Genomic DNA, 24,749 nt, shown 5'->3' on the forward strand with positions numbered 1-24,749 from the left:
CGCCACGTGATCGTTGTTACGGTTCACCGGTGTCTGACTCTTCACGCGATACCGCCCAGGGCGCCGGCTGGGGCACCACAGAACGCGGTGACTACAAGCGGCTGATGCCGCAGCACGTCGAGAAGCTCTCCTGGCTCAATCCCAGGACGCTGTGGGCCGCCCGCAACGGCGTACTGGCCTCCTGGTTCGGGGACCCCACGGGCCGTACCCGCAGCAGATGGGTGGCACAGCGCGAGGCGGCCGGTGCGCCCGCCGACAAGGTGATCCGACGCATGGACGCGGACCGCTTCTCCTTCATGGTCATCGGTGACACCGGCGAGGGCGACGATCCCCAGTACGCCGTCGTGCCGGGGTTCCTGAAGGTCGGTCAGGGCACGGACTTCGCCGTCGTCGCCAGCGACGTGATCTACCCGGTGGGCAGCGCGGACGACTACGCCACCAAGTTCTTCCGCCCCTACCAGGACTACCAGGCGCCGATCTACGCGGTACCCGGCAACCACGACTGGTACGAGGACCTCGGCGCCTTCATGCGCGTCTTCTGCGGGGACGCCCCGCCCCTCGTCCCCGAGCCGGCACCGCGCCCCCTGAGCCGGGCCTGGATACGCTCGCTCCTGTGGCACCGGCCGCGCCCCACCGACGGTCAAAACCTGGACGAGGCCCGCCAGTTGCGCTCCGCGCAGGCCCAGCAGGCCGTTCAGCCGGGCCCGTACTGGGCCATCGATGCCGGACCCCTGCGGATCATAGGCATCGACACCGGCCTCCTCGGCACGATCGACGCCGAACAGGGCGCCTGGCTGCGCGAGGTCTCCCAGGGCCCCCGCCCCAAGATCCTCATCACCGGATCGCCCCTGTACGTCGACGGTGAGCACCATCCCTGCACCATCGAGGGCGGCAACGGCACCGTCGACGACATCGTCCGCGATCCCGAGCACCACTATGTGGCGGCGATCGGCGGCGACATCCACAACTACCAGCGCTACCCGGTCCAGGTGGACGGCCGCACCATCCAGTACGTGGTCTCGGGCGGCGGCGGGGCGTTCATGCACGCCACGCACACCATCCCCCGCATCGGCATCGCGGACGTCACCGAGAAGGACTTCCGCTGTTATCCGCTGCGCGGTGATTCCCTCGCGTTCTACAGCAGGCTCTACGGGCGGCGGCTGCACCTGCGCCGCTTCTTCACGCTCACCGAGGACGAGGCGATGGCCGTGATCGCCGAGCGGCTCGGCATCCCGCCGACCCGTACCCCGGGCGGAGCGGTGCGCGTCACCCGCCGCATCCGCATCGTGGCCAGTCTGCTCGGGGCCGGCGGCCGCCCCGACCGCACGTCACGCTTCCGCCTGCCGGTGCGCAAGATCTACACGCAGTTGTTCTCACCGAGTTCGGCGACGTACAGCCCGCCGTTCTTCAAGCAGTTCCTGCGTCTGGACGTCACCCCGGAGGCGATCCACCTGCGCTGCTACGCGGCCACCGGCAACCGCGCGCAGGAGATCGAACCGCCCGTCGAGGACGAGGTCACCATTCCGCTGACCTGAGATGACCTGATCTTGACCCGAGCAGGGGGAACAGTTCCCGCGCCCGCCTGGTTGGCACCGCCGTAATACTTGATACATCAAACAACCATGGAGGAGCCCGTGCCGCCGACCTCACGCCCCCTGCGCAAGCTGGGTTTCCTGACCATCGGCCTGTTCGACGAGGCGGATCCGCGCCGCGGCCACGAGTCCACGCTGGAGATCATCGAGCTGGGCGAGCGGCTCGGCTTCGACAGCGCCTGGCTGCGCCACCGGCACCTCCAGTACGGCATCTCGTCCCCCGTCGCCGTCATGGCGGCGGCCTCGCAGCGCACCACCCGTATCGAGCTCGGCACCGCGGTCATCCCGCTGGGCTGGGAGAACCCGCTGCGGCTGGCCGAGGACCTGGCGACGGTCGACATCCTGTCCGGGGGCCGCATCAACCCCGGTGTGAGCGTCGGCCCGCCGATGCACTACGACCAGGTCAAGGAGGCGCTGTATCCCGACACGGCGGAGGCCGAGGACTTCTCCTACGAGCGGGTGCGGCGGCTGCTGGACTTCGTGCGCGGCAAGAGCGCCACGGACTTCAGCGGGGTCGAGGGGTTCGAGGTGTTCAGCGACCGGGTGCAGCCGCACTCCCCCGGCCTGGGCAAGCGGCTGTGGTACGGCGGCGGGAGCCTGAGTTCGGCGCGCTGGGCCGGTGAGCACGGCATGAACTTCCTGACCAGCAGTGTCGTAAAGGCCGAGGGAGCGGACGGTGGGTCGGACCTCGACTTCGCGGAGATCCAGCTCTCCCACATCCGCGCCTTCCGCGCCCATCACCCCGACGGCGACGACGCCCGCGTCTCACAGGGCCTGGTCGTCATCCCCACCGACTCCGCCTCGCCCGAACAGCGCGCGAAGTACGAGGAGTTCGCGGCCAAGCGCACCCCTCGCACGGCCTCGCCGCAGGGCCCGGCCCGACTGCTGTTCGCGCCGGACATCGTCGGCAGTTCCGAGGAGATCGCCGAACGCCTCCACGCCCATGCCGCGTTCCGCGAGGTGGACGAGGTGGCGTTCGCGCTGCCGTTCACCTTCGAGCACGAGGACTATGTGCAGATCCTCACCGACATGGCCACGAAGCTCGGGCCGGCGCTCGGCTGGCAGCCCGCCGCCTGAGGTCCTGCGTCACCAGCGGCCGGGTTCGGTCCCGACGAGCGGCTGCGACGGCCGGCCGTCCACGCCGACCGGTACGTCGCCGGTGAGCATCACCCGGTGCATGATCCGGGGGAAGCCCAGGTGGGCGTTGTCGCTGGGAGCGAGGTGGATGGTGGCCCGGTTGTCCCAGAAGGCCACGCTGCCCGGCTCCCAGCGGAACCGCACCGTGTACTCGGGCCGCACCGCCTGCTCCAGCAGCATGTCCAGCAGCGCCCGGCTCTCCGGACGGGAGACGTCAGTGATGTGCTCGAGGTAGTAGCCGTTGACGAACAGCACGCGCTCCCCCGTCTCCGGGTGGACCCGCACGAGGGGGTGCACGGAGGCGACCTGATGGTCCAGCAGGTGCCGCAGGTAGGCGTCGTCGCCGGGCCTCGGCTGGTAGCCGACGCCGAGCCGGTGCTCGGCCCGCAGCCCGTCCACGAACTCCCGTACCGGGCCGGACAGTCCGGCGTACGCGGCCGCCAGGTTCGACCACGTCGTGTCGCCTCCGTACGGCGGGACGGTCTCGGCGCGCAGGATCGTGGCGGCCGGCGGGTCGATGCGGGCGCCGTGGTCGCAGTGCCAGCCGCGCAGCAGGGTGTGCCGGCGGCGCTGCAGCCACTCCTCGTGCTCCATGCCGAACTTCCCGCCCAGCTCCAGCCGGTCGGCGGTGGTCTCCACCTCGGGGAAGTCCGGCGGCGAGGCGCTGCCCCGCTTGCGCAGCACGACGGGCTCGCCGAACCTGCGTGCAAACCCCACGTGCCCGGCGTGGTCCAGCCGCTGCCCGCGGAAGAACACCACCTTCCAGCGCAGCACCGCCGCCCGGATCGCGGCGACCACGGCGTCGTCCAGGTCAGCGGCCAGATCGACGCCCACGATCTCGGCCCCGATGTGCCCGGCCACCGGTTTCACCTCGATACCCGCGGTCCGCTCGACCCCCGCCACCATGTCCCGCTCAGTCGTCATCCGCACTCCGCCGATCACCCGGACCGACTCCGCTCGGCCGGCCGCCGTATCCGATCTTCCCAGGGAACACGACGGACGTCCTGTGCCCCCGGGCGAGGCCGTCCCGAAACCCCCAACTGCCGGACGTTCGTGGCCTCTGTCGATCAAGCCCGAACGGTACGCCCGGTCTTCCAACGCGATGGTCGCCTTGTGCTCCCATCCCGCACCCCGGGGCGCACCGGGGCCACTGCCGAGACGCGGCCCGGCTCACCCGCTGAGGCCGGCCCACCCCCGACTGCCGGATGTGTGAAACCTCCTGACCATCAGCCCGAAAGGTACGCGCGATCTTCAGCGCCGTCCGGCGACGGACGGCACCGCCGGGCGCGCACCGCCCCGTCTTCCAACGCGATGGTCACCTTGTGCTCCCACCCCGCACCCCGCGGCGCACCGGGGCCACCGCAAAGACGCGGCCCGGCTCACCCGCTGAGGCCGGCTCACCCACGACCTCCGGATATGTGAAACCTCCTGACCATCAGCCCGAAAGGTACGCGCGGTCTTCAGCGCCGTCGGGTGTTGGGCAGTACCCCGTAGGGCGCCTCAACCCGGCGTCCAATGCGACGGTCATCCTGTGCCCCACACACTCCTCCACGCGCACCGCGGCCGCTGCCCACACGCCACCCCACTCGCGCGGCATTCCGCCCCCCAAGTGCGCGACGTTCGAAGCCCCTGCCGATCAAACCCGGAGGGTGCGCGCGATCTTCGGCGCCGTCCGGCGATGGACGGCACCGCCCGGCGTGTACCAGCTCGCCTTCTTACGCACCGCCGGCGAGGGGTCCTCGTCTCGGGAGCGCATCAGGGCGGCGACGGCTTGCGAGGCACTGTGGACCCATCGCCCTACGAGTTCGGTGGCCATGGCCCTGACGTGGGGGTCCGGGTCGTGGTGCAGGAGCTGGATCGCACGCGGCTGGAGCACGGCGGGGTCGGGGCGGCAGGCGTCCGTGTCCGCCTTGCAGCGGTCGCAGGACAGGGCGTGGAGCGCCGCCACCCGTACCCGCGCGTCCGCGTCGTCGAGCATGGCGGTCAGTTCGTCCAGTGCCTCGGGCACCAGCAGTTGGTCCAGAAGCCTGCAGCATTCCTCCCGCACCCGGGGATGCGGGTGCCTCAGGCCTCGGCGGATCTCGGGCACGGCTTCCGCCCCTCGCCGCAGGAGTTCACGAAAGGCGCCCGGCCTCCGTGGCTCACTGCCCAGTGCGTCGACGAGGGCGCCGGTGACGGTTTCGGCTGTCGGCATGTCGTCCTCCTTCCTCCCTCGTCGAGTCTGCGCGTCCGGCCGCGATGGCTCCAAAGCGTTTTTTCCGCCGCGCGAGGCGGTCGCCCTCACACGCTCAACTCCCGTACGACCGTGTTCCGGAACACCGCACTCCCGTCGATCGTGAACAGCGCCAGACCCGTGTCGACCAGGTACGGGAACACCTCGCTGGAGTGCACGTACCGGCCGTCGTCGACGTACATCTCCACGGACGTCCGGTCCACCAGGATGCGCAGCTTCACCGTGCCCGCCGAACGGCTGACCGGGGTGTGGCTCTCCTGCCACTTGCCGGAGGCGTCGGGGTTGACGGTGTTGCGGCGGTTGAGGAAGGCGTAGTCGTTGTAGATGCCGGCGTCGATGTGACGTCCGCCGTCGGGTGAGCGGCGCAACTGAAGCCCTGCGCCGGTGAGTTGGTTCCAGGTGATCTCGGTGGTGAGTTCGTAGGAGATGCCCTTGTAGTCGAGCACCTTGGTGCCGTCGACGGTCACGTCACCCAGGTTCACGGTGCGGGAGACATACGCGTCGAGGGCGGCGACCGGCCGGGAGGCCAGGTAGTAGGTGCCCGCGGAGTCCCGCTTCAGGGTGAGCTGGCGCACGATCGAGTCGGTGCCGTTGAAGCCGTCGCAGTCGATGGTGGGTGTGGTGTTGGCGTAGTCCCAGTTGTTCAGCCAGCCGATCGCGTAGCGTCCGCCGGGGTCCTGCGTGCCGCCTGTGTTCCGCTTCTCGAAGGTGACGGCGCCGTACCAGTCCCAGCCGTGGTCGAGCCACTGCGGGTCGGCGGCGTCGGCGGTGAAGGCGCTGCCGTCGAAGGCGCCCGTCCAGTACGCATAGGTGTTGGGCAGCCCAGAGCCCTTGCCGTTGGCGCTGACACCCAGCACCCACTTCACCGTGCCGTCCTCGGCGGTGATGCGGAACAGGTCGGGACACTCCAGTGTGCCGATCCCGTCCTCGATGAACCCGCCGGCGTACGTCCAGGACCTGAGGTCGGCGGAGTGGTAGAAGCCCACCTTGGTGCCCTCGGCGAGGGCCATCACCCAGCGGCCGCGGTCCTCGTCGCGGATCACCTTGGGATCGCGGAAGTCGGCGACGCCGGGGTTGGGCAGGACCGGGTCGGTGCCGTGGTTGGTGAAGGTGCGGCCGCCGTCGGTGGAGTAGTACAGGAACTGCTCCTGGTGGTCGGTTCCGCCGCCGGGCGACAGGGTGGCGATGACGATCACCGCGTCGGCGCCGAACCCCGCGGTGTTGTCCGTGTCCACGACCGCCGAGCCCGACCAGACGTCGCCGTTGGGCGTGGTGTCCTTCGGGACGGCGACGCCGCGGTCGGTGAAGGAGACCAGGTCGGTGCTGGTGGCCAGGCGCCAGGCCGTGCCGACGGGGCCGGTCGGGTAGTCGGCGTTGTAGAGGTAGTAGTAGTGGTACTCGCCGTCGATCCAGACCGGGCGCTGGGGGTCGTTCTTCCAGGCGTCGGGGACCGTGAAGTGGTAGGCGGCGCGGTAGCTCGCGCAACCCGCCTTGGTCGCCTTGGGTTTGGCGGTGGCCCGCGCTGCAGGAAGCAGCACGGCGGCTCCCCCGGCGGTGGTGCCGGCCAGCAGGGCTCTCCGGGACATCCCACGCATCACTCTTCGTTCCTCTCGTCGTCGAGTGGAGAACGGCGGCTCATGTGGTGCAGGACTGTGCGGCCTAACTCGTTAAAGGTCAAGGGGTGCACGACTCTTGACAGGCCCGTCGCGGGCTTCCCATCATCTGGGGCATCACCCTGATCTAACACGAGTTAGGCATGTTGGATGACCGACTCGCACGTCACCCGCCGCACCCTGCTGCGGTACGGGGCCTACGGAGCGGGGGCCACCGCGCTGGCAGGCACCGCCGCGAGCTGGGACCGGCTCACCGGAGCCGACATCCCCGGCCGCGACGACGGCTCCCTCGTCGTCGCCACCCTCGGCCCCGCCTACGGCCCGGAGGCCATCCGCACCCTCACCGAGGGCTTCCGGAAAGTGCACCCCGACATCAAATTGCGGATCAACGCCGTACAGGCCGTCGACTGGTCGGACTTCTTCGCGAAGATCCTCACCCAGATCGCCGCGGGCACCGCGCCCGACCTCGTCTACGTCGCCACGGAGGGCGTGCAGCTGTTCGCGCAGCGCCTCGGGGTCCCGCTGGACCGCTGGGTGCAGCGGGACGCGGCCGAACTCAAGGAGTACTTCGCCGACGTCCACCCCTCGCTGGTGGAGTCGATGATGTACGAGGGGCACCTCTACCAGCTGCCCGTCGAGTTCAACGCGGCCGACATGTATCTGAACCGGCAGGTGCTCCAGCGGGCGGGCGCGGACTTCCCGGCGCCCGACTGGACGCGCGACGACTTCACCGCGCTGCTGCGGGCCATGAAGAAGTCGAGCGGCTCGCAGTTCACGCCGTACTTCTGGACCAACCGGCTGTGGGGCGGCGTGGTGCCCTGGCTCTTCGCGGGCGGCACCAATCTGCTCACGGAGTCCAAGGCGCCGGGCGGCGCCTGGCTGTGGGACTCCTTCTATCCCGCCGCCCAGCGCCAGGGTCGCGGCGGCGGCTTCCGCTGGACGAGCCCGCAGGCGACCGCCGGGCGCGTGGAGGAGGCGTACGACTATCTCGCCTCCCTCATCCAGGAGGGCCTGTGCACCCGCCCCGAGGGCGGCAACGGCCAGAACCTCGTCGGCGTGTTCTCCACCGGCCGGGTCGGCGTCACCCCGGCGGGCGGCTTCTGGGCGGGCGGACTGCACCTCGCCGGGATGCAGGCGGACGGCTTCGACGTGCAGTACTTCCCGCGCTGGCGCACCCAGCGCCACCAGTTCGGCGCGGCGGGCTATGCGCTGCTGCGCACCTCCAAGAGGCAGGACGAGGCCTGGGAGTTCATCAAGTACGCCGCCCGCCGGGACACCCTGATGCGGCTGTTCGACACCAACCAGACCACCCCGGCGCGCCGCTCGATGCTGACCGCCGCCCGCTACCGGGAGACCGGCCCTAAGCACTGGCAGGTCTTCTACGACACCCTCGACAAGTTCCCCGACACCGGGCCGATCCCCGCCCCGCCGCAGGTCGCCGAGGTGACCGAGGTGCTGCTCAAGCACACCGGCACCGCCCTTGCCTCCCCGCGCTCGGTGCGCCCCGCACTGCGCCGGATGCAGGGCGACCTGGAGAAGGCCATGGAGCGTGACGTATGACGAACACCCAGGTCCCCGCCGTACGGCCGCGGGCCGCCACACCGGCCGTCGACATCTCGCGGCCCTCGCCGCTGCGCACCCGCGGCACCAGGCTGCTCGCCGCCCTCTTCCTCGCACCCACCATCGTCGGCATCGTCGTGTTCACGGTCGTGCCGATCCTCGGCTCGGTGGTGCTGAGCCTGTTCCACTGGAACGTGATCGACTCCCCGAGCTTCGCGGGGGCGGCCAACTACCGTGAGGTCTTCACCGATTCCACCGTGCGGGTCTCCTTCCTCAACACGCTCGTGTTCATGGTCTTCGCGGTCGCCGCGCAGCTGTTGATCGCCCTGGCGCTGGCGCTGACCCTGAACGGGCGGATGCCCGGGTGGCTGCGGTCGGTGTTCCGCTCGGCGTTCTTCTTTCCGCTGGTGCTGTCCGCCGCGTCGATCTCCGTGGTGATGAAGTACCTGTTCAACCAGGACTTCGGGGTGGTGAACTGGCTGATCGGGCTCGTGGGGATCTCGCCGGTGCCCTGGCTGACCTCGGAGCACGCGGCGCTCGCGACCGTGATCATCGTCTATGTGTGGCAGCAGTTCGGCTTCTCGTTCCTGCTGTTCATCGGCGGTCTGAACAACATCCCCAAGGAGGTCCACGAGGCCGCCTCCCTGGACGGTGCGACCGGTCTGCGCAAGCACCTGCATGTGACGCTGCCGCTGTTGTCGCCGACGCTGCTGGTGGCGACCGTGGTCGGTGTCATCAACGCGCTGCAGGTCTTCGAGCAGCCGTATGTGCTGACCAACGGCGGGCCCGGCGACTCCACCCGCACCGTCGTGATGGTCATCTACGAGACCGCGTTCGAGCAGCTGCGCTTCGGTGAGGCGTCCGCGGTGGGCGTGCTGCTGTTCGTGCTGATCATGGCGGTGACCGCTCTGCAGTTCCGGCTCAGCCGGCGTTTCGTCCACTACCAGTGAGCCGGGTGACCTCCATGAGCCAAGCAAGCCTGTCCCTGAGCCGCGCCCGGTACTCCCTCGGGCCGTGGGCACGGATCGTCGCCCTGGCGGTGTGTGCGCTGCTGACCCTCGGCCCGGTCATCTGGACCGTGTCCACCTCGCTGCGCACCCCGGCCCAGTCCTTCGACCTGCCCCCGAAGATCATCCCGACGCATCCGACGGCCGAGGCCTACCGCGGGGTGTTCGACCAGATCGACGTGTGGCTGCTCGCCCTGAACTCGACGCTCGTGACCGCGCTGATCGCGGTCGGCCAGATGATCACGGCGGGCCTTGCCGGGTACGCGTTCGCACGCCTCGAATTCCGTTTCAAGAAGCCCCTGTTCGGGCTGGTCCTTGCGACGATGATGGTGCCGCTGCAGGTCACCATCGTGCCGGTGTTCCTGGTGCTGAAGTCGATGAGCCTGACCGACACCCTGCTCGGTCTGATCATTCCGGCCTTCCCGACCGCGTTCGGCACCTTCCTGATGCGCCAGTACTTCCTGGGCATGCCCAAGGACCTGGGCGAGGCGGCCATGCTGGACGGTGCCGGGCCCTGGCGGATCTTCCGCTCGGTGTACGCGCCGCTGGCCGCGCCCGGCCTCGCCATCGTCGGTGTGCTGGCCTTCAACTACCACTGGAACGAGTTCTTCCGGCCGCTGATCCTGGAGACCTCCGGGCAGAACTACACGCTGCCGCTGGGCCTGGTCTCCCTCCAGGGCAACCTGGGCACCGGCTCCATCTCGGTGGTCCTCGCCGGTGTCGTCCTCTCCATGATCCCCGCCGTCGCCGTGTTCGTCGTCGGCCAGCGCCCTCTGCGCGAGGGCATCACGTCCGCAGGAGTCAATCGTTGAGCAACGACGCCCCGCGCTTCAGGGTCCGCCCGCCCGCCGGCTGGATCAACGACCCCAACGGGCCGTTCCGCTGGCGGGACCGCTACCACCTCTTCTACCAGCACAACCCTGACGCGCCCGTGCACACGAACGTCCACTGGGGTCACGCCTCCAGTGCCGACCTCGCGCAGTGGGAGCACCATCCGGTCGCGCTCGCCCCGACGCCCGGCGGCCCGGACGAGGCGGGCTGCTGGTCCGGGTGCGTGGTCGACGACGAGGGAGTGCCGACGGCCGTGTACACCGGCGTCGACCGCCACCACGCCGGCCTGGGCACCATCTGTCTGGCGCGGGCGGTGGTGCCGGACGACGAGACGCTGACCGACTGGAAGCCGCTGCCGACACCCGTGGTGACGGGCCCGCCCGCCGGTCTGGACGTGGTGATGTTCCGCGACCCGTTCGTGTTCCGTCACGGCGGGCGGCGGTGGGCGCTGGTCGGGGCGGGGCATGCGGACGGGACCCCCTCAGTTCTGCTGTACGACTGCGACGACCTGCTCGACTGGCGCTTCGCCGGGGTGCTCCTCGACGGCAACGACCCCGTCGCCGCGGAGGTCTTCGGAGACACGGCGGTCGGCTGGGAGTGCCCGCAGCTGTACGCGACGGCGAGCGGGGAGTGGGTGCTCGTGCTGTCACTGTGGGACGGCGATCCGTGCACCACGGGTTATCTGACGGGCCGTCTGCGGCCATACGAAGAAAACGAGTTGCGCTTCGAGGCGCGAACCGGCGGACGGCTCGACCACGGGCGGGACTTCTACGCGCCTGCCGTGCTCCAGGAGCCGGACCGGGCCCTGATGTGGGGCTGGTCCTGGGAGGCCCGCGCGCAGGCCGAGGTCGAGCACGCGGGCTGGGCCGGGGTACTCACCGCGCCGCGCGTCGTGGATGTCCATCCGGACGGCGCGCTGCGGGTCGTACCGGCGCCGGAGCTCCAACTCCTGCGTGCACCCGAGCCGTTCGTCACCGCCCCCGCCCGGGTGGAGCTCCCTCCGTCGTACGACCTGACCGTCACCGCACGTGGCCGCACCACCGTGGGCCTGCTGCGGTCGGCTTCGGGCGCGCGGCTCACGGTCCGGCTGGACCCGGACGAGGGCATCGTGACGCTGGATCGCGGCGGCTGGCCCCGGGCCCGGCCCGACGGGTCGGCACCGATCGTGGTGCGGGCACCCGCCCGGCAACTGCGGGTGCTCGTCGACGGTTCGCTGTTCGAGCTGTTCGTCGACGATCGGGTCACCATCACCGAGCGGGTCTATCTGCGCCCCGACGACGTACGCGAACTGGTCGTGGCGGGCAGCGCGGAAGCCGTTGCGGGATGGGAGCTGGTTCCACCGAGGCCCGAGTGATCACCGGGCGGGTGCACCTGCGCCCTGGCAATGGGCGGACCCGGTCGTAGCGGGCATCGCGGAAGCCGTCACCGCACGGGCCCCGGTCCGACGCCCGAGTGATCACCCGGCAGGTCCACCTGCGCCCCTGTGACGGGCGGACCTGGCCGTGGCGGGGAACGCGGACGCCGTCACAGGAGAGCTGGTTCCACCAACGCCCGAGCAATCACCGGGCGTGCCCACCTGCGCCCCCGCGACGGCCGGGGACCCGGTCCTGACGGGGAACGCGGAAGCCGTCACCGCACGGGCCCCGGTCCAACGCCCGAGTGATCACCCGGCAGGTCCACCTGCGCCCCCGCGACGGGCGGACCTGGCCGTGGCGGGGAACGCGGACGCCGTCACAGGAGAGCTGGTTCCACCAACGCCCGAGCAATCACCGGGCGTGCCCACCCGCGCCCCCGCGACGGCCGGGGACCCGGTCCTGACGGGGAACGCAGAAGCCGTCACCGCACGGGCCCCGGTCCAACGCCCGAGTGATCACCCGGCAGGTCCACCTGCGCCCCCGCGACGGCCGGGGACCCGGTCCTGACGGGGAACGCAGAAGCCGTCACCGGATGGGATACGGTCCGACACCCGAGTGATAACTGAACGGGTCCACCTGCACCCCGCGACGACCGGCCCCGGTCGTAGCGCGCAACGTGGAAGCCGGGCGCACCGACGCCCGAGTAATCGCCGAACTGGCCCAGCCGGGCCTCCGCCACCGGCGCGACCTGGCCACAGCAGGGAACGCCGTCACCGGGTGGAATCCGGGCTACCCCACGCCAGAGCCATCGCCGGACGGACCCACCCGCGCCCCCGACCGGCGCGACCTCGCCCCAGCAGGGACCACTGAAGGTTTCACGGGCAGAAGCGGGAACGATGCCCGAAGGAACCGAACGGGTCCACCCGCGCCCCCCGCGACCTGGCCGCAGCGGGGAACCGTCGTCACCGCGTGGGCACCGGTCCCACCGACGCTCGAGTGATCACCGGGCAGGCCAGGCGTCGTACGGTGGCGGGTGGGGTTCGGCCGGTGTCGATGGCGTCCAGCAGCAGGCGGGCGGCCGCCTCGCCCATGGCCCGGTGCGGCAGGGCGACCGTGGTCAGGGGCGGAGAGAGGAACGCGGCCATGTGCTCCTGGTCGTCGTAGCCGACCACCGAGAGGTCGCCGGGGACGGCGATGCCGAGGCGGGTCGCGGCGTGCAGGACGCCCCCCGCGACCCGGTCGTTGTAGCAGAAGACGCCGGTCGGGCGCCGGTCGGCCGATGCGCCGTCGAGGATGCGCAGCGCGCCCTCGTACCCGCCGGAGATCTCGCCGCCGCTGCGCACGACCCACTCCTTGGGCACGGTGATCCCCTCCGCGCGCAGGGCGTCCCGGAAGCCGCGCAGCCGCTCCACCGACGCGATGTCGTCCTGGCCGCCGATCATGGCGACCCTGCGGTGGCCTTCCTCCAGCAGCAGCCGGGCCGCCGTACGGCCTCCGGCGCGCTCGGCGGGGATGACGGCGGGCAGGGAGTCGTCCTCGGGCAGGCAGTTGGCGAGGACGGAGTGGGTGCGGTGCAGGCCTTCCGGGACGCGGACCCGGCGCAGCGACATGGCGGCGTAGATGATGCCGTCGACGCGGCGGTCGAGGAGTTCGGCGACGGCCGCGTCCTCCTTGGCGCGGTCGCCGCCGGAGTCGACGGTCAGGACGAGGTGCTCGCTGCCCCAGGCGGTCTCCATGGCGCCGCGCAGCAGTCGGCCCGCGAAAGGCGAGGAGGCGATCTCGTCGGTGACCAGGCCGATCACGGCGGTACGGCGGCGGCGCAGGCCGCGGGCGACGGGGTCGGGGCGGTAGCCGAGCTGGGCGGCGGCCTGCCGGATGCGCTCCTGGGTGGCGGGCGAGAGGTTGCCCTCGGCGCGGCCGTTGAAGACGAAGGAGACGGCGGTGTGCGACACACCGGCGAGCCGGGCGACGTCGCGTGACGTGGGCCGTCCGGATCCCCCCGGCCCCTTGTCCTCGGTGCTGCCCATCCCGTGTGCTGCCCTCATCCCCCACCCGTCCGGTTGATCACAGCTCACCCTATCCGTGACGCTGGGGGTACGGCACAGTCGAGGAAAGGTCCCACGGTGATCAGTGTCCCCACGCACGCGCTCAACGACGGCACGGCTCTCCCCGCTCTCGGCCTGGGCACCTGGCCGATGTCCGACGCGGAGGCGGAACGGGCCGTGTCCGAGGCCCTCGGGCTGGGCTACCGCCTGGTCGACTCCGCCACCAACTACCGCAACGAGACCGGAGTCGGGCGGGGTGTCGCCCGCAGCGGCGTCCCCCGGGAGGAGGTCGTCGTGACGACGAAGCTCCCCGGCCGGCACCACGGCTACGAGGAGACCCTGGCCTCCTTCGAGGAGTCCCGCAGCCGGCTGGGCGTGGAGTACGTCGACCTGTATCTGATCCACTGGCCGCTCCCCCGGGTCGGCAAGTACGTCGACTCGTGGCGGGCCATGATCAAGCTGCGGGAGGAGGGCCTGGTCCGCTCCATCGGCGTCTCCAACTTCACCGTCGAGCACATCGAGCGGCTGGAGGAGGAGACCGGGGTGCTGCCGTCCGTCAACCAGATCGAACTCCATCCGTTCTTCCCGCAGGAGGAGCTGCGCGCCTTCCACACCGCCAAGGGCATCCGCACCGAGAGCTGGACGCCCCTCGGCCGCGGCACGGGCCTGCTCGACGACCCCGTCGTCACCGGCATCGCCGAAGCCCTCGGCGTGACGCCCGGCCAGGTGGTCCTGCGCTGGCACACCCAGCTGGGCGCGGTGCCCATCCCGAAGTCCTCGAACCCCGAGCGGCAGCGGGCGAACCTCGACGTGTTCGGCTTCGAACTGGACCCCGCCCAGCTGGACGCGATCGCCGACCGGGCCCACCGGCGTCTCGGCGGGGACCCCGAGGTGCACGAGGAGTTCTGAGCCGCCCGCGGGGTACCCGGGGGCCCATGAGGCAGGGCGCACGGAAGGAGCCGGAGGTGGGTGAGCAGGACCGGCTGCGGGAGTACCGCGGCAAGCGCGACTTCGGGCGGACCAAGGAGCCGCAGGGGCAGTCGGCCGCCTCGGGTGCGGAGCCCCGGTTCGTCGTGCAGATCCATGACGCGAGCACCATGCACTTCGACTTCCGGCTGCAGGTCGGCGACGTACTGAAGTCGTGGTCGATCCCGAAGGGCCCCTCCGGCGATCCGCAGGACAAGCGGCTCGCCGTGCCCACCGAGGACCATCCGCTGGAGTACGAGGAGTTCGAGGGCGTGATTCCGCAGGGCGAGTACGGCGGCGGGACCGTGATCGTGTGGGACCACGGCAGCTACGAGCCCCTCAGCCACGACCGCCAGGGCCGGCCCGTCGACTTCGGGGAGTCCCTCGAGCGCGGACATGCCCGCTTCCGCCTCAAGGGGTCGAAGCTGCACGGCGAGTACGCCCTCACCCGCTTCCGCGGCGGGAAGGACGGGGACACCGAGGAGGCGTGGCTGCTGGTGAAGACGGGCGGAGGGGCCCACGGGCCCGGGACACCGGATCCGCGGAGGGCCCGATCGGTCAGCAGTGGCCGTACGCTCGCCCAGGTCGCGGCGGCTGCCGGGGAGCAGTGAGCGGCGGTGTCCGGTCTGCTGGACTCGCTCCCGGACCGGGAGCAGGGGCTGCTGCGCACGGGGCGCCCGGGCGTGGAGCTGGCCGCCCGGCCGATGCTCGCGACGCTCAGTGACCGGCGGGACTTCGACAGCGGGTGGATCTTCGAACGGAAGCTGGACGGCGTACGGATGCTGGCGGTGCGGGACGGCGGGCGGGTCACGCTGCTGTCGCGGACGGGGCGTCGCCTCAACGACACGTATCCGGAGATCGTGGCGGCGCTGGCCGCCCAGTCCCGCACGGACTTCACCGTGGACGGGGAGGTCGTCGCCTTCACCCGGGGCCGCACCGACTTCGCCCGGCTCCAGCAGCGCATGGGCCTGACACGCCGAGCGGACATCGAGGCGAGCGGTGTCGCGGTGACGTACTACGTGTTCGACCTGCTGGGGCTGGAGGGAGCGGATCTCACCCGGCTGCCGCTCAGGACCCGTAAGTCCCTGTTGCGCCGCGCCCTGACCTACCGCGCTCCGCTGCGGCTGACCTCGCACCGCAACGAGGGCGGCGCCGACCTGCTGGCCGTCTCCTGCGCCCACGGCTGGGAAGGACTGATCGCCAAGCGGGCCGACGGTGACTACCAGCCGCGCCGGTCGACGGACTGGCTGAAGCTCAAGTGCTCCCAGGGGCAGGAGTTCGTCGTCGGCGGGTTCACCGAACCCGCCGGCAGCCGGGTCGGCCTGGGGGCGCTGCTCCTCGGCTACCAGGAGCACGGGAAGCTGCGGTACGCGGGCAAGGTCGGCACCGGCTTCGACCGCGCCACGCTGCTCTCGCTGCGGGAGCGGCTCGACGCACTGCGCACCGCCGACCCGCCGTTCGAGGGCCGGGTGCGTGAGGCGGGCGCCCGGTGGGTGCGGCCGGCGCTGGTCGCGCAGATCGACTTCACCGAGTGGACACGGGACGGGATGCTGCGGCATCCGAGGTTCCTTGGTCTGCGGGACGACAAGAAACCCGAGGACGTCGTGCGGGAGCGGCCGGCCACCTGAGAGGGCGGGCATGGCCAACTCGAGGAAGTTCGGGGCGGATTGACTCGTTCCGGCCCCAACAGGCCGCCTGCGCCTCTATGTTCACGGCGGTACTCGATCTTCGTCCCTCGTCCCGGGAGGCCTTTCCGCATGCGCAACGCGCTCCGTACCGCCGTCGTCGGCGCGGTCGTCGCCGGCACCGTCCTGACCTGCGGCTCCGTCGGCGCCACTCCTCCTGGACCAGGAGTGACCGGCAAGCTGATCAGCACCACCACCGTCGGGAACACCGACTACGTCATACGGGAGATCACCATTCCGCCCGGGCAGGCCACCGGCTGGCACTACCACGACGGCCCGGTCTACGGCTTCGTCCGGCAGGGCACGCTCAGCCACTACCACTCGGACTGTGCCGAGGACGGCGTGTACAAGACCGGCACCACCATCCGCGAGCCGGGCGGGCCGGGCGACGTCCACCTCGGGCGCAACGAGGGCGACACCCCGCTCATTCTCGATGTGCTGTACATCCTTCCGCACGGAGCGCCGTACTCGGAGGACGTGCCGAACCCGGGCTGCCCCTTCCAGTGATCACACCGGGGGCAGGGTCTGTTCGGCCCAGATGGTCTTGCCCCGGCCCGTCTGGCGGCTGCCCCAGCGCTGGGTGAGCTGGGCGACCAGCAGCAGTCCGCGGCCACCCTCGTCGAAGGCGTGGGCCCGGCGCAGATGCGGTGAGGTGGAACTGCCGTCGGAGACCTCGCAGATGAGGCTGCGGTCACGGATCAGCCGCAACTGGACGGGGGCCGCCCCGTACCGGATCGCGTTGGTGACCAGTTCGCTGACGACCAGTTCGGTGACGAAGGCGGCCTCGTCCAGGCCCCAGGCGGTCAGCTGCTCGGTGGCCGCCTGGCGGGCCGCGGCCACGTGTTCCGGATCGGGGGTGATGTCCCAGGTGGCGACCCGGTCCTCACCCAGCGCCCGGGTGCGGGCCAGCAGCAGCGCCACGTCGTCACTGGGCTCCTCCGGCAGCACCGCCTTGAGGACCGTGTCGCACAGCATGTCCAGGGTGTCGGCGCGGGCGGTCAGCGCGCGGCACAGCTCGGCCTGCGCATGGTCGACGTCGCGGTCACGGTCCTCGATCAGACCGTCCGTGTAGAGGGCGACGACGGAGCCCTCGGGCAGCTCCAGCTCCGTCGACTCGAAGGGCAGGCCGCCGACGCCGAGCGGGGGCCCTGCCGTCATCGGCACGAGGCTCACGGTGCCGTCGGGCAGCAGCAGGGCGGGCGGTGGGTGCCCGGCCGCGGCGAGGTCCAGGCGGCGCGAGACGGGGTCGTAGACGGCGTAGAGGCAGGTGGCGCCGAGCTCCGCGACCTCGCCGCCGCCGTCGTCCGACGCCAGATGGGTGACCAGGTCGTCCAGATGGGTGAGGAGCTCGTCGGGCGGCAGGTCCACGTCCGCGAGCGTGCGTACGGCGGTGCACAGGCGGCCCATGGTCGCCGAGGAGGCGATGCCGTGTCCCACCACGTCGCCGACGACCAGGGCGACCCGGCTGCCGGAGAGCGGGATCACGTCGAACCAGTCGCCGCCGATGCCGACCAGGGAGTCGGAGGGCAGATAGCGGTGGGCCACCTCGACCGCCGCCTGTCCGGGCAGTCCTTTGGGCAGCAGGCTGTTCTGCAGGGCCAGTGCGGTGGTGCGTTCGCGGCAGAAGCGGCGGGCGTTGTCGATGCAGACGGCGGCGCGGCTGGCGAGTTCCTCGGCGAGGACGGCGTCGTCGCCGCCGTAGTCGTCCGGATTGGCGATGCGGACGGCGACCGCGACGCCCAGGGTGGTGCCGCGGGCGCGCAGCGGTACCGCGAGCATCGAGTGCACGCCTCTGCGGTGGGGGCTGCCCCCGGGGGCTCGCGCGTTGCGCTCGGCGACCCAGCGAATGAAATCCGGCTCGCCCGCGTGGCTGAGGACGGCCCGCCCTGCTCTCAGGGCCTTCGCGGGCGGTGAGAACGACGGGTAGAAGTCGGTGTCACCGATACGCACGGCCGCCTCGGGTGTGCCCTCGGTGACCGAGCCGTGGGCGACGCGGCGCAGTACGACGTCCATCTCGCGCGGTGCGGGGTGCTCCTCCGCGCCGAGGACCCAGTCGAGCAGGTCGACGCTGGCGAAGTCGGCGTAGCGGGGCACCAGCAGTTCGATGAGCTCCTCGGCGGTGCGCACCACGTCCAGAGTCGTGCCGATGGAGGCCGCCGCCTCGTTCAGCAGCGCCAGCCGCTCCCGGGACCAGTACTGCTCGCTGCTGTCGAACGCGGCCAGGGCGACCGCACTCACCTCACCGGAGGCGTCCCGCACGGGCCACATCTCCGTGATCCAGGCATGATCCCGGTTGAGGGCGGGGGCACCCGTGTAGCTCTCGTACCGGGCCGGCCGGCCGGTCTCGGCCACCTGGCGCAGATGGGCCAGGAAGCCGCGGCTGTGCACGCCGTCCTCCACGGTCTCCGAGAAGAAGCGCCCCAGGAGGGCGTCCTCCGACACGCCCATCACCTGGCAGGCCACGCCGTTGAGGCGCAGATAGCGCTGGCGGGTGTCGAAGACGGACATCGACACGGAGGCCTGTTCGAAGGCATGGCCGGCCAGGGTCGACTCGCCGGGCGGCGCGGCTGTGATCACGTAGGCGTCCGGTCCGCCGTCCTGGCCGAGCACAGCGGTCGCCGTGAGCGAGAGGGGGACGGGTGAACCGTCCTGGTGGCGCAGTACGACCGTGCCGGTCAGCGCCGCCACGGCCGCGGACGGCGGCTCCTCGGCGAGCAGGTCCTGGACTGCACGGCCCACGGCCTCCTCGGCCGGGTATCCCGTCAGCCGCCGGGCACCTTCGCTCCACCCGGTCACGATGCCTCTGGCATCGACGATCGCCGCAGCGGGGGCGTGCTCCATATAGTTCAGGATGGTTCTTTTGCCGCACTGCTTCAACCGAAACGGAGGGCCGGAGGGGCCCTCCGTTCCGGTTGCTGTCACTTCTGCCGGTCGCGCAGGGCGGCGAGGGCCCGGTCGGCGTGGGTGTTCATCCGCAGCTCGCTGCGGACGATCTCCAGGACGGTGCGGTCCTCCGCTATGACGAAGGTGACCCGCTTGGTGGGGGCTAGGCTGAAGCCGCGCTTGACGCCGAACCGCTCGCGGATGGCGCCTTTCGCGTCGGACAGCAGCGGCATGCCGAGGCTGTGGCGGCCGGTGAACTCCTGCTGCTTCTCGACGGAGTCACCGCTGATGCCCACCGGCCGGGCGCCGACGGCCGCGAACTCGGCGGCCAGGTCACGGAAGTGGCAGGCCTCCGCCGTGCAGCCCGGGGTGAGGGCGGCGGGATAGAAGAACAGCACGATCGGGCCGTCGGCGAGCAGCTCGGACAGGGTGCGGGTGGTGCCGGTCTCGTCCGGCAGCTCGAAGTCCTCGATCTTGTCGCCGACGTTCACGGACTCGCTCACCTAGCGGCCCTCCCCGTTCTTCGCGACGCTGCGCGCCCACAGCACGAGGGGAAGCTGCAGCGGCAGCCGTCCGATGGCAGCGGCCTTCTGCGGGGTGGGGCGGTGCCGCCAGTCGACGGCCATCTTCACGTTGGCGGGGAACACCCCGACGAAGAACGCGGCGGCGGCGAGGGCCGCGGGCTTGCGGGTGCGGGGCCGTGCGATGCCCGCCGCAAGGGCCAGCTCGACGGCGCCGCTGGCGTACGTCCATGTCCTGGGTCTGCCCGGCAGGGCCTCGGGGATGGTCTCGTCGAACTTGCGCGGCGAGGCGAAGTGGGCGACGCCCGCGGCGGCCAGCAGGCCGGCGAGCAGCAGGGGCGAGCGTTCGGACCGTGGCACGGTTCCTCCTCTGATGACCTGCTGCCGGATGTTACCCGAGGGTAGAGGGGGTGGTTCCGGCGACCTGGTCCGGCCCGGAAGCCGGGCCCTGTGCGCGGCGCCGACATGCGCAGCGCGTGGCAGAGCCGGGACTGGGCTGCCTGCCCCGGGCCGGCTTCTGCTGTGCGGTCTGCGGGAGCCCGCTACGGCGGCACCCTCGCGCGGTCTCGGCGTGAGGGCGGCGTGGGATCAGGCGGTGCCCACCGGCGCGGTCGTCTGCTCCTGGGCCTCCATCTGAACGGCGGCGGCGAGGAAGTCGTCGACCATGCGGTGGAAGAGGGTGGCAAGCTGCCGCAGTTCCTCCGGCTCCCAGTGGGACAGGGCCACCTGCATGCCCCGCGAACCGGCCTCACGGATGCGGTCGATGGCCTGCTGTCCGGCCTCGGTCAGCTCGATGCGCTGGGCGCGTCGGTCGTCGGGGTCCGGGACGCGGGTGGCGTAGCCGGACTTCTGCAGCTGCTGCACGGTGCGGGTGACGTGGGACGCCTCCACTCCCAGCCGGGCTGCCAGCTCCCCGGGGCGCAGCGGCTCCGAATCGGCGACCTGCCGCAGCAGTGCCACGGCCGCACGGTCCAGTGGCACACCGGCCAGGGCCATCAGCCGGTCGTGCTGCCTGGCGCGCGTGCTCAGGTAGGTGATGCGGGTGAGCGCCCGCTCGATCTCGATCACTTCGTCCGAGGCGGGGGTGTCGGGGATCTCGGGGAGCGGCGGAGTGGACATGCGCTCCAGTTTACCATCTTGTTGCGTAACTCAAGTAATCGGCTGCGGGCGTTCCCCAGTGTCCTGCGGCTGCTCAACGTGGCACTACGCCCCCGGCCCGCCGGGGCACTGAGTTCCCGTTCCCCGGACGTCGAGTCCGCCCGGGCCGGTGACGGTCACCGGCTGCGGGTCGGCCCCCGGGGTGATGACCCGTTGTGCCGCGACGGTCGTGCAGATGAGCTGGGCCGCGGCGAGGTCGCCCGAGTCCGCCGGAACAGCGGACAGCCGGATGGTCACGCGACCTTCGCGGGACGTCACCGTCACCCGGGACATCATGGACGCCTCGGGCGGCAGCACCGTGTAGAGGCCCTCGGCCTGTTCCGCCCGGCTCGGCCCCTTCAACAGCACTCGTACGGCCGACTCGACATCGACCGGCCCGGCAAGGCTGCGGTCCACGCCCCGCAGGGTGCCGCCGGCCACGAGGTAGACCTGCAACGTCGGCGCGACCCCGCTCGCGGGTCCGCCCGCCTCCACCACGCCGGTCGTGGGAATGCCGCAGGAGCTGAGCGCGCCCAGCATCACAAGCCACGTCAGGAACGCGGATCTGCGTGCGGCTCTCATGCCCTGATCCCTCGTGCCGATGCGTCGCCGTCCGCCTGCCACTGCCCCGACTGCTCGTTGTGCAGCGGGAGTTCGACGGTGAAGACGGCGCCGCCTTCCGGCCGGTTCGCGGCGCGCACGCTGCCGCCGTGCACACGGACGTTCTCGGCGGTGATCGCCAGGCCGAGGCCGCTGCCCTCGGTGCGGGTGCGGGCGGCGTCGGACTTGTAAAAGCGCTCGAAGACATGGGGCAGCACGGCGTCAGGAATGCCTGGCCCGCTGTCCAGTACCTCGATGACCGCCCGTCGCTCCACCGCGGGCCGTCCCGCCTCGGTCAGCCGCAACCGGACGGGGCGGGCGCCGTGCCGCAGGGCGTTGCCGACCAGGTTCGCCACGACGACGTCGAGGCGGCGGGGGTCGACGCGCCCGCGCAGTGCGTCGGGCGGCGGCAACTCGGTGTCCACCAGGTCTGTCCAGCCGCGGGCGGCGAGGGTGCGCCGCAGCGATTCGGCGAGGTCGATCTCGTCCAGGTGCAGCACCGCCGCGCCCGCGTCGAAGCGGGAGATCTCCATCAGATCGTCCACCAGACGGGCCAACTTCACGGTCTCCTCACTGATCAGCCGGACCGCGGTGGCGGTGTCCGGGTCGAGGCGGGCGGCGTCCTCGTCGAGGACGTCGGTGACCGCGGACATGGCGGCCAGCGGGGTGCGCAGTTCGTGCGAGACGTCCGCGGCGAACCGGCGGGCCCGGGCCTCCATGCCGCGCAGTTCGGCCACCGACGCCTCCAGGGCGGCGGCCGTCTCGTTGAACGTGTGCGACAGATCGGCGAGTTCGTCGGAGCCGTCGACGGCGAGCCGGGTGTCCAGCCGGCCCTCGGCGATGCTGCGGGTGGCGCCGCGCAGCGCCCGCACCGGCCTGAGCACTCCGCGGGCGGCGAGCAGGGCCAGCAGCACGGCCAGTGCCAGGGCGGGCACGGTGGCCCGTTCGATGGCGGTGACCAGGGCGTCGACGTACGCCTGTTCCTTGGTCTGCGCCACGATCAGGAAGACCTGCAGGCCCGAGTCGCCCACGCCTCCGGCGAAGGTGACCGACATACCGACGACGAGTGCGGTGTGGTCACCGCTGTTCACTCTCTGGAAGACGGTGGCCAGCCGGGTGTCCACCGCCTTGCGCAGAGCCGGTGTGAGTTCCTCGAACCGGTCGCCTGCGACGGATGTCGCGCTGAGATTGCGGTAGGTGGCCATGACGCGCCAGGTCCCGGAGGGATCGGTTGCGGCCATGGCGGCCGCGAACCGCCGCAGTTCGGCCTGGTCCGGCGGCGCGACGACCTCGGGGGCGAGCCGGTTCGCCTGGGCGCGCAGCTGCGCGATCACCGTGTCCTGGCTCTGCTGGAGCAGCCCTGTGCGCGCCTCGCGGAAGCTCAGGGCGCCGGTGGTGGCCGCGGTGAGCGCGGCCACGAGCGCGAACGCCACGACCAAACGGGTGCGCAGACCCCGCAGTTGGGGCACCCTGAAGCGCTTCACGAACGCGCGTCGGCCCTTCGTCGTGCGCGTCACAGGGAGGCGAACCGGTAGCCGAAGCCGCGCACCGTCTCGATGTAGCGGGGTTCGCCCATCTTGGCGCGCAGCCGTTTGACGCAGGCGTCCACCAGGCGCGCGTCGGCGTGGTAGCTGTGTTCCCAGACCGCTTCCAGGAGTTGCTGCCGGCTGAACACCTGGCCGGGTGAGGCGGACAGGGTCATCAGGAGCCGCAGTTCGGAGGCGGCGAGCGCCACCGGCGCGCCCCTCAGGGTGACCGAGAACCCGGCCCGGTCGACGGTCAGATCCCCGTAGCTGTCGAGCCTGGGTATGCCGCCGCCGGATGCACCGCCCACCCGGCGCAGCACGGCCCGGATGCGCGCCTCCAGCACCCGGGCCTGCACGGGCTTGACCACGTAGTCGTCGGCTCCGGCCTCCAGCCCCACGACGATGTCCTCGTCGTCTCCCCGCGCGGTGGCCATGATGATCGGCAGCGTCTGGTCCAGAGCGCGCAGCGCACGGCACACGTCCAGGCCCGGCATGCCCGGCAGCATCAGGTCCAGCACCACGACATCGGGCCGGAAGGAACGCACCAGCTCGAGCCCCTCCTCCCCCGTCACGGCGGTGGCGACCTCGTGCCCCTGACGGCGCAGGGCAAGGGCGACGCCCTCCCGCACGGCACGGTCGTCTTCGATCAGCAGAACTCGCGGCATGGGCTCAGTATCGGCATCTCCCCCGGCCCGCCGGGCCTCTGTTACGGGATGATCATATGCGTCCGCAGCCGACAGGGCGTTATCTCTTCGTTATCGTTCGGGCCAGATCCGATCACATATCGATCACAACCTGAACGACCATGACCGCGCACAAAGCAACTCGTTCACCCCGTCGCCGCCGTCGGGGCGGTGTCTCGCACGCCGCAGCTCGTCGGTCGAGGACGAAGGTGTGGGGAGGTCTGGCCGCGCTGACCGTCCTGAGCGTCACCGGTTTCGCGGCCGTGGGCTGGACGTCCGCCGACGCGCACCGCGACCGGCCCCGGCCCACCGCACACGCGAAGCCGGGCTCCGAGCCCTCGCGCTCACCCAGCCCCGTCATGACGTCGCCCAGCCCCTCCCGCAGCGCCTCCGAGCCGCCCGCCCCGAAGATCCCGGCCACGGGGCCGGGCACGTTCACCACCGCGGCCGGCGGCAGCGCCGAAGTCGGGACCGGCACGGTGCTGCGCTACCGGGTCGAGGTCGAGAAGAACATCGACCTGTCCGCCGCCGCCGTCGCCAAGGACGTGGAGCGCATACTCGCCGACCCGCGCGGCTGGACGGCCGACGGCCACTCGGCGTTCCAGCGGGTCTCCGCCGGCACCACCGACTTCGTCGTACGGGTCGCGACCCCCGGCACGGTGGACACGACCTGCGTCGCGGAGGGAGGTCTGGACACCGAAGGCAGATACAACTGCAGCGTCAACCACAAGGTGATGGTCAACCTCGAACGCTGGCTGCTCGCCACCCCCGTCTACGCCAAGGACGTCACCGCATACCACGCACTGATCATCAACCACGAGGTGGGCCACTTCCTCGGACACGGCCACGTCACCTGCCCCGGCCCGGGGCAGCCGGCCCCGGCGATGATGCAGCAGATCAAGGGCATGCACGGCTGTGCGCCCAATGTCTGGCCGTACGACGAGCGGGGACGGTACCTCACGGGTCCGGCAGCCCCCTGAAGGTCAGACCCCCGGCATGGTCGCGCCGGTGCGCACGGCCCCGCCCCAGAGGGCTCCGGCAGCGATCGCCTGCCGCCACGGCCGGAGGGCCCTGGCGGGCATGCCCACCGCAAGCGCGCGGCTCACCGCTCGCCGGTGCGGTAGGCGGCCACGAACCTGCTGTCGGCCAAGTCCCCGTCATTGACGGCGACTTCGGCGTGGCCGCGAGGTGCCGAACAAGGGGTTGTGCCAGTGGACGACGCCACCGGCCGCGTACACATTCGGGGCGGCCTCGCAGTACTCGTCGCAGACCACACCGTCACCGACGGCCAGGCCGCTGCCCCTCCAGCCACTCGGTGTTGGGCTGCGAGCCGATCGCGACCAACGCCTCGTCGCCCTCGACGAGTTCGCCGTGA

Annotated in this window: 22 protein-coding genes; 11 read left to right on the plus strand and 11 right to left on the minus strand. The window is 71.3% G+C overall.

Translation table 11 applies throughout. The features are described from left to right. Positions 1-29 precede the first annotated feature (29 nt). Together ACIBW9_RS34475 and ACIBW9_RS34480 are read left to right on the plus strand one after the other, a co-directional pair. On the plus strand, positions 30-1,535 hold the full coding sequence (locus tag ACIBW9_RS34475) for a metallophosphoesterase family protein (RefSeq protein WP_398960946.1): 1,506 nt from the start codon (positions 30-32) through the stop codon (positions 1,533-1,535). Positions 1,536-1,634: 99 nt separating this feature from the next. Continuing rightward, positions 1,635-2,669 carry an LLM class flavin-dependent oxidoreductase gene (locus ACIBW9_RS34480; protein ID WP_398961012.1) on the plus strand — a complete coding sequence of 345 codons (1,035 nt, stop codon included), beginning with the start codon at positions 1,635-1,637 and terminating at the stop codon, positions 2,667-2,669. Positions 2,670-2,678: 9 nt separating this feature from the next. Here ACIBW9_RS34480 and ACIBW9_RS34485 read toward each other — a convergent pair whose 3' ends face one another. The 3 genes from ACIBW9_RS34485 to ACIBW9_RS34495 all read right to left on the minus strand — a co-directional run bounded on the left by ACIBW9_RS34485 (position 2,679) and on the right by ACIBW9_RS34495 (position 6,557). After that, on the minus strand, positions 2,679-3,653 hold the full coding sequence (locus ACIBW9_RS34485; RefSeq protein ID WP_398960947.1) for a TauD/TfdA dioxygenase family protein: 975 nt from the start codon (positions 3,651-3,653) through the stop codon (positions 2,679-2,681). Between the two features lie 712 nt (positions 3,654-4,365). Next, positions 4,366-4,923, minus strand: a complete 558-nt coding sequence (locus tag ACIBW9_RS34490) for a HEAT repeat domain-containing protein (protein WP_398960948.1) — start codon at positions 4,921-4,923, stop codon at positions 4,366-4,368. An 86-nt stretch (positions 4,924-5,009) separates the two neighbouring features. Further along, on the minus strand, positions 5,010-6,557 hold the full coding sequence (locus ACIBW9_RS34495; protein ID WP_398960949.1) for a glycoside hydrolase family 32 protein: 1,548 nt from the start codon (positions 6,555-6,557) through the stop codon (positions 5,010-5,012). Positions 6,558-6,725: 168 nt separating this feature from the next. Between ACIBW9_RS34495 and ACIBW9_RS34500 the strand changes: the two genes are divergently transcribed. Genes ACIBW9_RS34500 through ACIBW9_RS34515 form a run of 4 tightly spaced genes read left to right on the plus strand, consistent with a single transcriptional unit; the run spans position 6,726 to position 11,327 of the window. Next, positions 6,726-8,135 carry an extracellular solute-binding protein gene (locus ACIBW9_RS34500; RefSeq protein WP_398960950.1) on the plus strand — a complete coding sequence of 470 codons (1,410 nt, stop codon included), beginning with the start codon at positions 6,726-6,728 and terminating at the stop codon, positions 8,133-8,135. Beyond that, positions 8,132-9,085, plus strand: a complete 954-nt coding sequence (locus tag ACIBW9_RS34505; RefSeq protein WP_398960951.1) for a carbohydrate ABC transporter permease — start codon at positions 8,132-8,134, stop codon at positions 9,083-9,085. Before ACIBW9_RS34500 ends, ACIBW9_RS34505 begins: the two co-directional genes overlap by 4 nt. A 14-nt stretch (positions 9,086-9,099) precedes the next feature. Beyond that, positions 9,100-9,954, plus strand: coding sequence for a carbohydrate ABC transporter permease (locus tag ACIBW9_RS34510; RefSeq protein WP_398960952.1), 855 nt, complete (start codon positions 9,100-9,102; stop codon positions 9,952-9,954). Beyond that, on the plus strand, positions 9,951-11,327 hold the full coding sequence (locus tag ACIBW9_RS34515) for a glycoside hydrolase family 32 protein (RefSeq protein ID WP_398960953.1): 1,377 nt from the start codon (positions 9,951-9,953) through the stop codon (positions 11,325-11,327). The genes ACIBW9_RS34510 and ACIBW9_RS34515 overlap by 4 nt, the downstream gene beginning before the upstream one ends. Positions 11,328-12,290: 963 nt before the next feature. Here ACIBW9_RS34515 and ACIBW9_RS34520 read toward each other — a convergent pair. Next, the gene (locus ACIBW9_RS34520; RefSeq protein WP_398960954.1) at positions 12,291-13,355 is read right to left on the minus strand and encodes a LacI family DNA-binding transcriptional regulator; all 1,065 of its coding nucleotides are present in this window, start codon (positions 13,353-13,355) and stop codon (positions 12,291-12,293) included. 96 nt (positions 13,356-13,451) lie between these two features. Between ACIBW9_RS34520 and ACIBW9_RS34525 the strand changes: the two genes are divergently transcribed. The 4 genes from ACIBW9_RS34525 to ACIBW9_RS34540 all read left to right on the plus strand — a co-directional run bounded on the left by ACIBW9_RS34525 (position 13,452) and on the right by ACIBW9_RS34540 (position 16,531). Further along, on the plus strand, positions 13,452-14,282 hold the full coding sequence (locus ACIBW9_RS34525; protein ID WP_398960955.1) for an aldo/keto reductase: 831 nt from the start codon (positions 13,452-13,454) through the stop codon (positions 14,280-14,282). A 56-nt stretch (positions 14,283-14,338) separates the two neighbouring features. Then, positions 14,339-14,950, plus strand: coding sequence for a DNA polymerase ligase N-terminal domain-containing protein (locus tag ACIBW9_RS34530; RefSeq protein WP_398960956.1), 612 nt, complete (start codon positions 14,339-14,341; stop codon positions 14,948-14,950). Between the two features lie 6 nt (positions 14,951-14,956). Beyond that, on the plus strand, positions 14,957-15,967 hold the full coding sequence (gene ligD, locus ACIBW9_RS34535) for a non-homologous end-joining DNA ligase (RefSeq protein ID WP_398960957.1): 1,011 nt from the start codon (positions 14,957-14,959) through the stop codon (positions 15,965-15,967). A 129-nt stretch (positions 15,968-16,096) separates the two neighbouring features. After that, complete coding sequence (locus tag ACIBW9_RS34540; protein WP_398960958.1) at positions 16,097-16,531, plus strand: cupin domain-containing protein; 435 nt, start codon at positions 16,097-16,099, stop codon at positions 16,529-16,531. Here ACIBW9_RS34540 and ACIBW9_RS34545 read toward each other — a convergent pair whose 3' ends face one another. The 7 genes from ACIBW9_RS34545 to ACIBW9_RS34575 form a co-directional block, all read right to left on the minus strand. Beyond that, positions 16,532-18,865, minus strand: coding sequence for a SpoIIE family protein phosphatase (locus ACIBW9_RS34545; RefSeq protein ID WP_398960959.1), 2,334 nt, complete (start codon positions 18,863-18,865; stop codon positions 16,532-16,534). It abuts the gene before it with no gap. A 77-nt stretch (positions 18,866-18,942) separates the two neighbouring features. Next, entirely contained in the window at positions 18,943-19,410 is a 468-nt protein-coding gene (locus ACIBW9_RS34550; protein WP_398960960.1) for a peroxiredoxin, read from the minus strand. Beyond that, entirely contained in the window at positions 19,411-19,788 is a 378-nt protein-coding gene (locus ACIBW9_RS34555; RefSeq protein ID WP_398960961.1) for a DoxX family protein, read from the minus strand. A gap of 228 nt (positions 19,789-20,016) precedes the next feature. Beyond that, positions 20,017-20,547 (minus strand): MarR family winged helix-turn-helix transcriptional regulator, encoded by a 531-nt coding sequence (locus tag ACIBW9_RS34560; protein WP_398960962.1) that lies wholly within the window; start codon positions 20,545-20,547, stop codon positions 20,017-20,019. Positions 20,548-20,631: 84 nt separating this feature from the next. Next, positions 20,632-21,147 (minus strand): hypothetical protein, encoded by a 516-nt coding sequence (locus ACIBW9_RS34565; protein WP_398960963.1) that lies wholly within the window; start codon positions 21,145-21,147, stop codon positions 20,632-20,634. Then, entirely contained in the window at positions 21,144-22,649 is a 1,506-nt protein-coding gene (locus ACIBW9_RS34570) for a sensor histidine kinase (protein WP_398960964.1), read from the minus strand. Before ACIBW9_RS34570 ends, ACIBW9_RS34565 begins: the two co-directional genes overlap by 4 nt. A gap of 29 nt (positions 22,650-22,678) precedes the next feature. Next, on the minus strand, positions 22,679-23,356 hold the full coding sequence (locus ACIBW9_RS34575) for a response regulator transcription factor (protein ID WP_398960965.1): 678 nt from the start codon (positions 23,354-23,356) through the stop codon (positions 22,679-22,681). 140 nt (positions 23,357-23,496) lie between these two features. On the opposite strand from ACIBW9_RS34575, the gene ACIBW9_RS34580 reads away from it, so the two are divergent. Further along, positions 23,497-24,354, plus strand: coding sequence for a DUF3152 domain-containing protein (locus ACIBW9_RS34580; RefSeq protein WP_398960966.1), 858 nt, complete (start codon positions 23,497-23,499; stop codon positions 24,352-24,354). The last annotated feature ends 395 nt before the right edge of the window (positions 24,355-24,749 follow it).

The organism is Streptomyces sp. NPDC049541, assembly GCF_044465725.1.
Lineage (GTDB): Bacteria > Actinomycetota > Actinomycetes > Streptomycetales > Streptomycetaceae > Streptomyces.